The sequence below is a fragment of the Mycoplasma sp. 527 genome (genome assembly GCF_053851595.1).
In genome coordinates, this window is record NZ_JBSQAY010000006.1 from 25,730 (window position 1) to 40,819 (window position 15,090).

Consider the following 15,090-nt stretch of genomic DNA (forward strand, 5'->3'; position numbering starts at 1 on the left):
AAAATTTTTATAAGGAAAGGAAAAAAAATGAAAAAACTTTCAAAAGTATTGCTTAGTTTATCACCTCTAATATTTTCTGGTGTTCCATTACTAGTATCATGTGCAAATAATAAATCACAAAATAATACTGAAACCCCGGGTTATCAATCAGGTTTTTTAAAACAGCAAACATCAAAGAATCAAATGATTTTATCAGTTGTTGATACATATCTTGAAAAATTTTATGTTAATGATTTAAAAAATATTAATCAAAAAGACAAAATTGCTTTTGCGATTGAAAATAAAAATAATCAGCTTCATAAAGATTTATATGACTTATTTAAATATTATGCCTCTGTTTCACTAAATACTGATGCTCAAAAGTTTTGAAATCTAAAACATGATTTTATTCGATTAAATATTGATACTAGCACCTATAATCCAGCCCCCGAAAATATTCCTAGCGAAGATGAATTTATATTTTTAATGAAGAATTCTAAGTTCTTGCAGGAAAATCTTAGATTAGAGTTAGAAAAAATGCTAGTTTCTAAAATTTATCTATTAAAATCAAGAGATGAGTTTAAAAAACTATCCGTTAATCAAAATGGCCTAGATAAATATCAAGTAAGTCTTGAAGAGGAAATAAAGAAAGATTCAACTACATTGTTAAAAAAAGATATTTATGATGCCCTTGATTTTTCAAGTAATAATCTTTATCTAATTAAGTATCTTCTTGAAACCCCCCTTATCCAAAGATGATCATTTACTGATACAAAAGATATGAATTTAAGAATTGGTAAGGCAAATATTTCAACCTTTAACGATTTTAACAATCTAGCATCATATAATCCTAAAAAAACTCAACAGTATGATTACAATCCGGTTGCCAAACATCCCGAATATATTTTAAAAACTGGTGCTTCAGAAGGATTTGAACTTAAAACATTAAGAGCATTTAACGGAATTGTTGCTAATTCAGAAACAACAGGCGATTTATCAAACTCATTTTACACAGCCAAAAAGTTTACTTCACCTGTTTTTGGTTTTGTAGATCCAAAAACTAAAAAAGTATTAGACCAGGACTATTTTAAATTAGCAAAAATTCTTGCTCAAGAAAAGAAGTTACCAAAAATTAAGGCCACAGCATCACTTAAATCTAAACAAGATAAGGAAGAAAATTTAAAAGTATTTAATGCTAAGGATATTGAATTTGAAGGCCTTACAAGACAAAATGATAATGAAAAAGTATTTACTAAAGAAATAACTTTAGAAAGCAAAAAATATACTCTTATGTTTGAATTAAAAGACTCGATAACTTTTAGTGGTCAAATTCTAAGAGCACCAATGAGATTGAGTATTAAGGAACTTGGATCGAGACATTATTACGATTTTAGTGCTGAATTAGAATATAAGGATAAGAAATTTATAGACCAAACTAATGCAAATGATTATAACCTAGATAAGTATCCAACATTTATCGATGTTATTAATGATAAAAAAATTGATGCTTCATATGTAATTAAATTAGCACCATTATATTTATCTAAAAAAGTAAAAAATCTAAAAAATGAAATTGTTGATAAGAAAATTTTTACTTTTGAAAATACCCCATGAAATGATGCAACGCAACAAAGTATTATTGCTAACTATATTGTTGTCTCAAAAGGAAACACTTTGTTTAGAGAGGCTAATAAATATATAATAGACAATCTAGGATTTAAGTTAACAGAGCTAAACCCAATTGTTTTAGAATTATTTAAAGTGGAAGGATTAATTTAAAAAAAGAAAATTATGGAAAAAGATACATTCCAGAGAATTATTGATAGAGAAATACCCGCAACAATTATTTATGAGGATGCTGATGTTATTGCTTTTCTAGATATTGATCCAGTAGAAAAAGGCCATTTCTTGGTTGTACCAAAAGAGTTTTCGCAAAACTTATATGATATTGAAGAAGAAGACTTGGTTAAATTGGTCAAAAAAGCTAGAAAATTAGCTTTATTACAAACAGATAAGCTTAATGCTTCTGGTTTCAAATTAGTTATAAATAATAATGAAGCTGCTGGACAAGCAATTTTTAGAACACATATTCACATCATTCCTTATTACGATTAGGATATTATTTTTGAAAGATTATATAAATTTATGGAAAGAAAATATTCAGAACAAGAACAAATAAGAAGAAACAAAATTTCAATATTAGCGCAAAAAAATATTAGAGCATTTAATTCAACTATTAGACCAACTATTTCATCGCAAGAAATAATGAAATTGTATGAAAGCAAAACAAGAGAAGCAATTGATGCTGAAAATAAATTTGTTGTTTTTAATGGTAGGGTTGTTGCTCAACGTGGTCCTTTTTTAGTATTACAGGACCGTAATGGTAAAATGCAAATTTATATTGATAAAAAAATATTAGATGAATTTTCTCAAGAAGTTTTAAAACAATTAGATCTAGGTGACATTATTAGTGTTGAGGGTTTTATCTCTAAAACCCATACTGAAGCATTAATGATCAAAGCCTCAAAACTTGTTTTATTAACAAAGTCATTAAAGCCATTACCTGATAAATACCATGGTTTAGTTGATGCAGAAGAAAGACGTAGACATCGTTATGTTGATACAATAGTTAATGAAGAATCAAAAAATACTTTTATCTTAAGAACCAAAATTATTAAAGGTGTACGTGAATTTTTTGATAATTTAGATTATCTCGAAGTTGACACTCCTGTATTGCAACCGATATTAGGTGGAGCTGCAGCTAGACCTTTTAAAACATTTTATAATGCCTTAAACCGTGAATTCTATTTAAGAATAGCCACAGAATTGCCATTAAAAAAATGTATTGTTGGTGGCCTGGAAAGAGTTTATGAAATTGGACGTATTTTCCGTAATGAAGGGGTTGATAGTACACACAATCCTGAATTTACCTCAATTGAATTTTATGAAGCATATTCAGATATGTGAGGAATGATGGAAAGAACGGAAGGCGTATTTAAACACTTAACCACAAAGTTAAATATTAAAAATGTTAAATTTAACGGCTATGAAATAGAATTTAAATACCCTTTTGCAAAGATTAATATGGTTGATGCCGTTTCGCAAAAAATAGGAATTAATGTCCGTAATTTAAGTGATGCTCAGGCCCTTGAATTAGCTAAACAACATGGAATCAAGACGCAAAAATATTATAAGTTAGGTCACGTTATTAATGAACTATTTGAGAAATATATCGAAGAAACATTAATACAACCTACATTTGTTTATGGCCATCCCATTGAGATTAGCCCCTTAGCATTTAAAGAATTAGATGATGACCGTTTTACTCAAAGAGCAGAATTATTTATTGGAACCAAAGAATTTGCTAATATGTTTACTGAGCTTTCAGATCCTATTGATCAGCTAGAAAGATTTGAGTCCCAACTTGAGGAAAGAGAAAACGGTAATGAAGAAGCAAACGAAATTGATTGAGATTTTGTTAACGCTTTAGAATATGGTCTTCCGCCAACAGGTGGCTGCGGAATTGGGATCGACCGTTTGGTAATGCTTCTAACTCAAAATGATTCAATTAGAGATATTCTCTTATTTCCACAATTAAAAGAAATAAAATAATTTTAAATAAAATATGTTCCACAATAAAGGACATATTTTATTTATTTAAAAATGTGTTAATATAATATAACTAAAATAAACTTATGGGAAATAAAACGTTTACTCAAACAATCAAAGAAGAAATTATAAATAGACCATTAAAAAAACAAGATAAATTAAACTTGTTAAGTGGTGTTTTTGCTACGTCAAAAATAGAAGAAAATGCTTTTAAATTAATCATTAATAATAAAATAATATTTGAATTTATTAAGCAGCTTTTAGTAGAACAATCAATTCCTTATTTTTTAGAAAGAAAAAATGAGTTTGTTATTGAAATTGCAGATTTTTATAACGGAAAATTAAAATATGAACGTGAATATTTTTCTGGCATCTTTTTGGCATCGGGCTCAGTCTCAAATTTTGAGAGTTCTTCAAATCATCTTGAATTGAAGTTTTATAATTTTGATAATGCTTTACAATGTTTGACTATACTAAATAAATATAATCTTGAATTTAAATTATTAAAAAGAGAAAATAAATTTTTAATTTATTTAAAAAAAATTGAACATATTTGTGATTTTTTAAAAGCCATTGAAACGGTTAATTCATATTATCAACTTGAAGAATATAAAATTGAACGAGATTATTTTAATAATATAAATCGCATTACAAACTTTGATATATATAATCAACAACGAATTGCTAATGCTAATATCCAGTTTTTAGAAAACTATGATTTTGTGCAAAAAAATAACCTAACATTTCTTTTTACTAAGCAGGAATTAGCTTTCTTTAAAATTAAAAAAAATAATCTTGATAGTAGTCTATCTAACCTGGTGGAACTATTGGCTAATAAAAAAATTTATAAGTCAAGATCATCATTAAATCATTCGTTAATAAAATTAAGAACATTTGTGAAGAAATATAGTTCAAAAAATGTTAAACTAGCCAAAACCTAGAAAAAATAATATATTTTAAAATTAATTTGCATAAGTTTCTTAGCAATTTAAATGCTATTTTTAGGTTTAAAATCGAATGAATTGATAAAAATCCGTCGCTTTTATTAAATTAATAAAATTTAAAAAGTAGTAAAATTTATATTGTGAATTACACAAATCAAAACTCACATTTCACAACTGAACAATAACGATTAGTTTTCTGATCGTTATTGTTTTTTGTTTTTAAGTAAAAAAATGAAAGGATAAATAATGAAAAGAAGTAATAAAATTTTATTCTCATTAAGTGGTTTATCACTTTTTGCAGTCCCTATGTTTTTGGCATCATGTGGTCCTTCACATTCTAGTGCTAGATATGACCAAGTTTATGATGGCAAATTAAAAATTGCTACTGGTTTTTCTGAAAATAATGTTCAAGGTATTGGATTAAAAACTATTGTTAGTGAATTTAACAAATGATTAAAATCTGGTTCAGCTGAAGAACAAGCTAAAAAGACTGAAAAAGGTTATTTACCTGTTGAAATCGTTTTTACACCAAATGGTTATTCAACAAATGCCTTAGAAACTAAATTAAGTGCAAAAGAAACAAAAGAATTTTGAAATATAATGATTAACTACCCAACTGCTGCATCTATATTGGCAAAGTTGGACATGAATTTGGCTTTACCAAATGATGTTTATGAAAATTTGAATATTGCCGAAGCATTTAAGCATGTTAATGATGAAATTGGTGGTAATCTAGAATCAAAAGAAAAATGAGTAGTTCCATTTTCAAGATCTTCTGAAATGCAATCAGTTAATAAGGTTCTTTTAGGTAAATTATTAAAAGAATTAGAAGCTGCTGGTGTTAAAATGGGCGAAGATGCTTTGACTACAAAAGTTAAAGAATACATTAAATATTATGAAAAAACTTCGGAAAGTGATGCTAAATATGTAGATGCTGAGTGAGAAAAGAGCAAAGCTACTGATATGCAAGCTGCTAAAAAAAGTATCTTAGAACTAAATTTAACACTTGATGACTCAATTTTTCAAGAATATGATAAATTAATTAATTTTGCTATTGCTGCCAAAAAATTATATCCAAATGATTTAAATAAACCTATTTTAGGCATTGACTCATTAGCATCAGTTGTTAATGTTATGAATGTTGCTATCACTAAGGGTAATGTAAGTGAACAATATATTAATCCTTCATCAGGTCATGATCTTACTGGTGGATATGATTATGAATCATTTAAACAAAATGGCACATTCCAAAATGAATTATTTAAAAAAATAACAAAAACTATTTTTGATGGTATTAAATCTGGAGCAGTTTGAATTGGCGGTGGTGGAGCTTATGGTTCAAGCTTATTAACTAAACATAATATGGCAATAAGCATTGGTTCAACAGCCGGATACTCACATACATATATAAGTGGTAATACAGAAACAATAAATTATATTAAGGATCAAAAAAATAAAGTTGAAAAATTATATGAACTTGTAAATAAAGACGAAAAAGATAGTAAAGATGTTGTATTAAAATTCAGATCAGGAAGACATACAAATAATATCTATGCAAATAATTTATCACAAGGTACTACTGTTGGCCAATATGATAAACAATTAGCATCTAAAGAAGTCGGGGCAAAATTAGCTGATGAATTTAAGAAAAATAATAATTATCGCTTATTAGCCGGAAGCGTTGAAAAAAATAACCTAGTTTTATCAAGCACACTAAAAATTGCACTTAGTGCTGAAGAAATAAAGAAAGTAGTTTCATTAGGTCCAACATTTGTTAATGATGGAAGTTCATATGTATTAGTTGATAAGAGTTTAATTTCACAATTAGTATTTACCGCTGAAAAATTATTGAATTTTGATGATGCTGATTGAATTAGTACTCCATTGGTTAAAGATGCTTCTAAAGATAAAAAATCAGTATTTATTCAAGGGCCTTCACTTGTTTTGATTCATGCTAATGAAAAAGAAGATAAGGCAACCCAATTATTTGTACAATGATTGTTTAAGGAAAAAATAGCATCAATAAGTTTTACAAATAAAGGTAAAACTACTAAATATGAAGATGTTAAGCCAATTGATGCATTTAATTACTTTGGTAGCTATATTTCGCCAACCGCAGATTACATTAATCAAGATGTAAATAAAATTAAAGGTTTAAATAAAGCATCAAAAATTGCATTTGAAAACTTCAAAAAAATCCAAACAAACAGCAATGAATATCAACCGGCAGAAGACGTTTATTCAACATCTTCTGATAAACTAAGAGAATCAATTGGTTCCGCTGGTAGAGCTATTGTTAACAAGGTTTTAAATAAAAAACCAGTTAAATTTGAAGATTTTATTAATGAAATTCTTAAATTATTTGCATAATATCAAAATAAAAAAATACAAAATTTTTGTGTTTTTTTAACAAAAGGGAAGAAATGAAAAAAATAAAATTATTTTTATTAGCACCAATTTTTACCTTTCCACTATTGTCCGTTTCTTGTCAAAATGAAAAAACAAAAGAATACTATGATAATTTAAAATTAAATGCTACTTTTTTATTTGAACCTAGCAATTATCACAGTGTTGGGAAAACATTAGATAATGTTATTGAAACTGAAATTATTGATGATGTGGAAAAAGGGACAACTAAAAAAATCGCTTTATCATTATGAGAAAACTTTGGGGCTGTTGAGGGGCAAGTAACTCAAGTATTTGATGGTGATACTATCGAAGTTACAATCAAAAAAAATCTGACCTCAAAAACAACCTTTGAGAATGGACAAAAAATTAAGATTAGAATTCCATTAATTGATACTTTAGAGCAAAATACTAAGGATACAACAGAGCGTGAAAGAAAATTATCAAATCTTGATAGTGCTTATGTTGAGGGTATTCTTCAAGGTAAAAATGTAAGACTAGTATCTGATAATTGGTCTAATAATTCATATAGTAGATACGTTGCGTATGTATTCTTTGGCGATTCATTTGAAAAAAACTTTAGTATTGAAATGTTGGCTAATGGTTGGACATTACCAAGAATTGACGCTTTAGATTTTAAAACATTTGTTAATGATTATGAAAAAACTGAAAAGAGCGCAGTATTATCTTATTTATTACCTTATGCTGCAAGGGCTTTTAATGACGGATATTTCAACAATAAAGGATTTTATGCTAAAGAAGGTGTTAATATTTCTGTCGGCGGTCAAGACCTTAACCTTAAATTTAAATTGCCAGTTGATTTGTCAAAAGAATATCAAGCTCATGGCTCTGATTTGATTAATGATGCGTATCAATTTATGTATCCATTTAATATTGAGAAAAAAAATAAACAAAAATTTGTTAATCCACAAAATAATATTTTTGAATTTTTAGGAACTAAACAATCAAAGAAAGAAGCAAAATAAATGAAAAAGGAAAATAAAAAAATAACGCAAAGCCATATTCACGGTTTTTCTCAAGAACGTTATCAGGCTAAAAAATTAGTTCCTGCGATCGAAGTCAAGGATTTAGTCATTGACTTTGGTGAATCACTAGCTGTTGATAATGCTTCTTTTGCGATTGAAAAAGGAGAGTTAGTTACATTACTAGGCCCTTCAGGTTCAGGTAAAACTACTACTCTGAATGCCATTTCTGGATTATTGCGTCCTACAAGTGGAAAGTTATTTTTCTCTGGTGTAGATGTTACAAAGTTTTCACCTCAACAAAGAGAATTGGGGTTAGTGTTCCAAAATTACGCTTTATACCCTCATATGACTGTTTATGATAACATAGCATTTCCACTATTGAATGATAAACACTGAAAAGAAGAAATTATTGAAAAATCAAAATTAGCTCAACAAAAAATATTTGAACTAATATTTAAGTTCTATGGTGTTTCTGAAGAACTTATTTCTGAAACAAGAACAAAACTATACCACACTATTGATAATCCGCGCGAAACAAGAAATTATTTAACTGAGTTAAAAACACAATATAACAATATTATTGATAATGAAGTAAATAACTATAATTTCATTGTTACTAAAAAAACAGCTATCTTATCTAATCTAACTAAAAAAGTTTTAAAAGATATTAAAGATGTTAGGGAAGAAACAAATAAGTTACTTAATGACTTAGAAATTGAACGCGCTGCAAGAATAAGTGAAATTAAAGAACAAATTGAAATTATGATGGTTAGAGATAAGTCAGGGTGTGGCGACTTATTTGAAAAGCAAAAGAGTATTATAGTTGAATTTTCTAATAAACGAAAAGAAATTAAACAACATCTTAAAGAAAAGATTAAGAATCTTAAAAATGAGTATGTTAAAAGATATAATGAAAGTAGACTTGAATATACTCAAAAGGTCAATGAAGCAAAACAAATTTTAAGAGAAAAAATTGCTGTTCAAAAGATTGATCCTATCGGAATGCAAATTAAGCAAATTAAGGAACGTTTAAAACATACGAAGATTGAGACGGAAACAGTATACAAAGAAGCTATTCGTTCTTTAATTATTCCAATTTTAGAAAGCAATAATATAAAAACAAGAAATTTAAAGAAGTCATTAAATGAGTTGATTGCTTTATTGCCGGATGATTTACAAAAAGAAATTAGAATTTTAGGCAAAGATGTTTTAACAATAGAAGAAGCAATTATTAGAGATGTTTTAGATGTTGCTCAAAGAGTTGAAATTACTAAAAATTTACGTAAGAGACCAACGCAGTTATCAGGTGGGCAACAACAACGTGTTGCTATTGCTAGAGCTATTGTTAAGAAACCAAAGATTCTTCTATTGGATGAACCTTTATCAAACCTTGATGCTAAGCTACGTGTTTCTACAAGAAAATGGATACGTTCTATTCAACAAGAACTTGGAATTACAACAGTCTTTGTTACCCACGATCAGGAAGAAGCTATGTCTATTAGTGACAAAATTATTTGCATGTCTACTGCCAAAGTTCAACAAATTGGCGCTCCAATGGAACTTTATTTAACGCCTAAAAATGAATTTGTTGCTAAATTCCTTGGTGTTCCTGAAATGACTATTTTTGAAACACCAATTAAAGATGGATATGTATATTACGAAGGACAAAAATTAATTAAAGCCCCTGAAAATTACAAAAAAGCAACTATTGACTTAGGATTTCGCGGTGAATCGTTGGTTGAAGACGAAAACGGAATTATTACTGGTGATATTAAATTAGTTGAATATCTAGGAAAAGAAATCCAAGCCCAAATTTATATAAAATCAATTGATAAGATTGCTAATGTTTTCCTTTCAGCTAAAACAAAATATGAAATTGGTGAAAACGTTAGATTAAGTATTAAAAGAAAAGAATTGTACCATTTGTTTGATGTTGATACAAAGGAAAGAGTTTAATGAACACTTACTTTTGAAAAAAATATCGTATCAAAAAGACAGGGGAAGCTCTAAGTATATTAAATACTAAAACACCATTTTGAAAACCATTTTTATTGATGTTGCCTTCCTTAATTGCCTTGGCGTTTATGATTATTATTCCATTTATTCTTGTTATTATTGTATCATTCCGTGCCCCAACATCATTTAGAGGATTCGGATGATCAATAGCAAATTATTATCAAACAAAAGGAAAAGCAGGGGTTTTTAATGATCCTAAATTTGATGTAGCAGTTGTTAATTCATTGCTATATGCCGTTGTAGCTCTACCAATAGGGCTTTCAATATCAATATTAATAAGTTCTGCTATTACAACGGTAATTAGAAGATATGCACGTAGTTTTTGACAAACTGTTTTCTTCTTGCCATACATGACTGGTGCTGTAGCTGTTTCGCTAACATTCTCAGCTATTTTTGGTAAAACAAGTGAAGGTGCTATCTTTCCACTGTTGTATGGTTCAGGTAATAGATGAAATCCCTTTATAGTGATCTTGATCCGTGGGATTTGAGGAGGATTGGCCTTTCAAGTGTTAATTCTAACCACATCAATGTTATCAGTTAATCCTGACTTATATAAATCGTCAGCAATTGATGGCGCAAGTAGTGGGTCTCAATTCTTTAAAATTACCCTACCTTCAATTCAAAAAACAATTTCATTCTTATTTACGATAGGAATTATTAATGGTATTAAGGTCTTTCCGTTGGCCTTATATAATAACGATGCCTCAGCTTCTATTACAGAAAATGGTAGTACGTTATTGCTTTACATTTTTCAAGCAACAAAATCTGGAGAATTCGGAAGAACCGCTGCTGCTTCAGTGTTCTTATTTATACTAGGTACCTTAGTTTCATTTACATTGAAGAAATCAGTATCATCAATTTTTAAACTAAAAACTAAATTGGGAGAAAGAAATGTTATCAACAAGCTTAAAGCTGAGATACAAAAGAGAAAAATCAGCTTTAAAATCTAAACAAGAATTAATGTCCAAGCCTTATTCAACAACAAATGTATGAGGCAAAATATTCTCTTGATCATTTAAAATTGCTATATTAACATTCTTTAGTTTCTTAGTTGTTCTTCCGTTTTACTTTATGATTGAGCAATCGCTTGTTGACCCAAGATTTTATGGCCAACCAGGTTCAAAGATTGCTTGATGACCATTTGATTATGAAAAATTCTTGTCAAATGGTAAAGAGTTTGGCGGCAATTTGGGAACTAGTTTTTACTTTAGTAATTTCCTACAATCGCTACAGGAAGGTTATCTACAAGCACTAGTATTCACAGCTGGATTTACAGCTTTATCTGTTGTTGTCAGATTATTCTTTGCAACTACACTTGGTTATGCATTATCTCTTAGAAATTGAAGAGGAAAAAATGCATTTTTCGGAATGCTATTATCATTGTTAGTTATTCCTGAAATTACTTTATTGTCTTTACAATATACGTTAGTTTCTAAAGCCGGTTGAATCGGTACTAAAAATCCATTAATTATTATTTCAATGGTTGTCCCATTTGCTACATCAATTTTTAATGCATATATGTATAAAAACGCTTTTGAAGCTATTCCAAATTCAGTTAAGGAATCATCAATGCTTGACGGGGCAAGTGGAATTAAGTACTTTTTTAATGTAGCTTTACCTATGGTTAAAGCCACAACATGAACAGTTATTATTTTGACCGCTCTTGCTTCATGGAATTCATATACATGACCTGCATTATTGTGAGATGCAGCACCTGGTAAAACTGCTGGTTATTATGCACCAATTAACTTATGATTATTTACAACCGGTAGAGTTGAAGTAGATGGTGGTGAAGCACAAATAATTTTATCGGTAAGAATGGCTGCCACAATTTTAGCTATTTTGCCTATGATGATTGTGTACTTTGTTTTAAGAAAGAGAATTATGGCTGCTATTTCTAGACAAGGAAATGCAACAAAAGGATAAACTATGGATTATAAAAATTACAGTATTATAAATGATCAACAAAAAACAAAAAAAGTTGGAAAAAGAGTTTTGAGTTTTGTAGGAATTTTAATAGTTGTTGTTGCTGGTTTAGTTATACTAGGATTCATAATCTATGGTTTAATTGTTGGTGTAACTAATATATTCACTCAAGACACATTAAGATTATTGAGTTAAAATAGAATATACAAAATCAAATTAAAACAGATCTTTATAATAGGTCTGTTTTAATTTGTCTATTTTTTGCTAAATTTAATATAAAATATTAAATTATGAAATTTTTTAAATTCAAATCAACTGAAATGCGTATTGCAGAGCAAACATTAAAAAAAATTAATCAATTAGAAGAAAGTATTGCCAAATTAAGCGATGAGGAACTGAAAAATAAAACAATTGAATTTCGCGAAAGAATTAGATTAGGCGAGAGTCAGGATGATATTAGACCTGAAGTTTTTGCTGTTTCACGTGAAGCAACAAAAAGAATTTTAGGCAAAAGACCTTATGATGTGCAAATGATAGGTGGTATTATTCTTGATTTAGGTTCTGTTGCAGAAATGAAAACAGGTGAGGGAAAAACTATTACATCTATCGCTCCCGTTTATTTAAATGCTATTGGTGGCAATAGTGTTATTGTTTCAACAGTTAATGAGTATTTAGCAGAACGTGATGCTGAGGAAATGGGGCAAGTTTTTAAATTTCTCGGTTTAAGTGTTGGTATTAATAAAGCACAAATGCATACTAATTTAAAAAGAGAAGCTTATGCATGTGATGTTGTTTATTCGGTTCATTCAGAATTAGGTTTTGACTATCTAAGAGATAATATGGTTATGTCAAAAGAAGAAAAAGTTCAAAGAGGACTTGATTATATTTTATTAGATGAGGTTGATTCTATTCTAATTGATGAAGCTAAAACACCACTGATTATATCCGGTGGTGATCATGAAGAAAGTACAATGTATACTATTGCAGATTTATTTGTAAGAACATTAAACCAAAATGATTACTTTATTGACGAAGAAACAAAATCTGTTTATCTTACTGATGAAGGAATTGAAAAAGCAAATAAATATTTTAATTTAAGAAATCTATATGATCTTGAAAATTCGGAGCTTGTTCATAGAATTCAAAATTCATTAAGAGCTCATAAAGTTATGAAGCTTGACGTTGAATATATTGTTAGAAATGATAAGATCGAACTCGTAGATTCGTTTACTGGTCGTATTATGGAAGGTCGCGCCTATTCCGAAGGTTTGCAGCAAGCAATTCAAGCGAAGGAAAGAGTTGAGATTGAATCAGAAACAAAGACACTTGCTACTATTACATATCAAAATTTCTTTAGATTATTTAAAAAAATTAGTGGTATGACTGGTACTGCCAAAACGGAAGAAAAGGAATTTATTGATATCTATAATATGCGTGTTAATGTTGTTCCAACAAATAAACCAGTTATTAGAAAAGATGAAAAAGATGAAATTTATGTTGATATGCATTCTAAATGAATGGCCGTTGTTAAAGAAGTAAAAAGAGCCTTTCAGCGTAAACAACCTATTTTGATTGGAACAGCACAAGTCGAAGATTCTGAGGTTCTGCATGAATATTTATTGCAAGAAGGCATACCACATACTGTTTTAAACGCAAAACAGGATGCTAGCGAAGCTGAAATAATTTCAAAGGCTGGCCAAGCAAGTGCTGTAACTATTGCTACTAATATGGCAGGACGTGGAACGGATATTAAGCCAACAAAAGAAGCTATTGAACATGGCGGTTTATACGTTTTAGGAACAGAAAAAGCCGAATCACGTCGTATTGATAATCAACTTAAGGGTCGTTCTGGCCGTCAAGGGGATATAGGTTATACTAAATTCTTTTTATCGTTAGATGACCAATTAATTTTGAGATTTTCTGTTCAAGATAGATGAAAGGAAATATTTAAGGAATATGGTTCAAATCCTATTCCTGGCGAATTAATTCGTTCAGCCTTTTTAAAAGCGCAAAAGAAAATTGAAGGTTTTAACTATGATAGTCGTAAAAGTGTTTTAAATTTTGACGACGTTATTAGGCAACAACGTGACCTAATATACGAACAACGCGACTTAATTTTGGAACGAGACGATTTGGGTTCAATTATATACAAGATGTTTAATGTGGCTGTTAAGCAAATTGTTAATAATCCTTATTTTGTTAAGAAAAATGACACAATGGATTTTGACAATTTTGCCGAATATCTAAATCGTAATTTTATGCTATTAACTCAGCATCAATTTGAACCAGGTGAAATTATAAAAATGGATCGTGAAGAGTTAAAAAATTATATAACAAATATCTGAAAAAAGGAATATGACCGTTTAAGACAAAACATAATTGAAAAATATGGTTTAACTTCATTAGTAAAATCAGAAAGAAATATTATCCTAAATGTTTTTGATTCAGGATGGCAAGACCATATTAATGTTATGGACAAATTGCGTCGTAGCACTCATTTAGTTCAGTATGCTCAAAAAAACCCATATCAAATTTACACTAAATTAGGTTCAAAAAAATTTAAGGAACTTACTGATAGAATAGCAATGGAATGTAGTATTAACTTATTGAATAACTATGAGGCATTGCCTTCCTCAAATAGCCAAATTGATTTTCCTTGATTGGCAAATAATATTAATCCAAACAATATTCAAGAAAGCATTAATGCTGCAAATGAATTTATTAACTTTTTACTTGAATCAGAAAGAAAACGGCTAGTTTCTGAAGGAAAAAGTGCAGAAGAAATAGTTGAAATTCTTAATAATCAAAAGAATGAAGTTTTGCGCGAATTTAAACTAAAATTAGAGGGTTTTGATTCCACAACAAAAAGAACAAATTAAATTAATTTGTTCAAAAAAGTGGCTGTTTTGCCATTTTTTTATTTCTTAGTTTAATGATTGAATAGCGAATTAAATAAAACTAATTTATGTTAGTGATATTTTCGCAGTAAATATCTTTTTTATTAGATCAATGACGTAAATTAGAATAATGTTAAGTAGTAAAAAGTGCCTTCATAAATGCCTTGGCTTTGTCTAAATTTTGGTCATAATTAGAGCATTAATCGCGAAATTATGCCAAAACAAAAAAAAAAAAAAATACTATAAAATATACTTTATAAACTCAATTAAACATAAGGAGAAAAATGAAAAAAAGCAAATTACTTTTTCTAGGATTTTTACCTGTTT

11 protein-coding genes are annotated in these 15,090 nt (G+C 28.8%); all 11 read left to right on the top strand.

Annotated features, from left to right (window positions below):
- The first annotated feature begins 27 nt into the window (after window positions 1–27).
- Window positions 28–1,758: a HinT-interacting membrane complex lipoprotein P60 gene (locus tag ACWXVQ_RS02870; RefSeq protein WP_456013569.1), complete on the top strand. Its 1,731-nt coding sequence runs from the start codon at window positions 28–30 to the stop codon at window positions 1,756–1,758.
- Between the two features lie 12 nt (window positions 1,759–1,770).
- Window positions 1,771–2,094, top strand: coding sequence for a histidine triad protein HinT (gene hinT / locus ACWXVQ_RS02875; RefSeq protein WP_438340342.1), 324 nt, complete (start codon window positions 1,771–1,773; stop codon window positions 2,092–2,094).
- Window positions 2,095–2,124: 30 nt separating this feature from the next.
- Entirely contained in the window at window positions 2,125–3,591 is a 1,467-nt protein-coding gene (gene lysS / locus ACWXVQ_RS02880) for a lysine--tRNA ligase (RefSeq protein WP_438340341.1), read from the top strand.
- Window positions 3,592–3,674: 83 nt separating this feature from the next.
- Window positions 3,675–4,529 (top strand): DNA-binding protein WhiA, encoded by an 855-nt coding sequence (whiA, locus tag ACWXVQ_RS02885; protein WP_438340340.1) that lies wholly within the window; start codon window positions 3,675–3,677, stop codon window positions 4,527–4,529.
- Between the two features lie 249 nt (window positions 4,530–4,778).
- Window positions 4,779–6,902, top strand: a complete 2,124-nt coding sequence (locus ACWXVQ_RS02890; protein ID WP_456013571.1) for a P68 family surface lipoprotein — start codon at window positions 4,779–4,781, stop codon at window positions 6,900–6,902.
- 53 nt (window positions 6,903–6,955) lie between these two features.
- Window positions 6,956–7,924, top strand: coding sequence for a thermonuclease family protein (locus tag ACWXVQ_RS02895; protein ID WP_456013573.1), 969 nt, complete (start codon window positions 6,956–6,958; stop codon window positions 7,922–7,924).
- Window positions 7,925–9,880: an ATP-binding cassette domain-containing protein gene (locus ACWXVQ_RS02900; protein ID WP_456013574.1), complete on the top strand. Its 1,956-nt coding sequence runs from the start codon at window positions 7,925–7,927 to the stop codon at window positions 9,878–9,880.
- Window positions 9,880–10,890: a carbohydrate ABC transporter permease gene (locus tag ACWXVQ_RS02905; RefSeq protein WP_438340336.1), complete on the top strand. Its 1,011-nt coding sequence runs from the start codon at window positions 9,880–9,882 to the stop codon at window positions 10,888–10,890. The genes ACWXVQ_RS02900 and ACWXVQ_RS02905 overlap by 1 nt, the downstream gene beginning before the upstream one ends.
- Window positions 10,832–11,866 (top strand): carbohydrate ABC transporter permease, encoded by a 1,035-nt coding sequence (locus ACWXVQ_RS02910; RefSeq protein WP_455993653.1) that lies wholly within the window; start codon window positions 10,832–10,834, stop codon window positions 11,864–11,866. The genes ACWXVQ_RS02905 and ACWXVQ_RS02910 overlap by 59 nt, the downstream gene beginning before the upstream one ends.
- Window positions 11,867–11,869: 3 nt before the next feature.
- Window positions 11,870–12,061 carry a hypothetical protein gene (locus ACWXVQ_RS02915; RefSeq protein WP_456013576.1) on the top strand — a complete coding sequence of 64 codons (192 nt, stop codon included), beginning with the start codon at window positions 11,870–11,872 and terminating at the stop codon, window positions 12,059–12,061.
- 95 nt (window positions 12,062–12,156) lie between these two features.
- Entirely contained in the window at window positions 12,157–14,745 is a 2,589-nt protein-coding gene (secA, locus tag ACWXVQ_RS02920; RefSeq protein ID WP_438340333.1) for a preprotein translocase subunit SecA, read from the top strand.
- The last annotated feature ends 345 nt before the right edge of the window (window positions 14,746–15,090 follow it).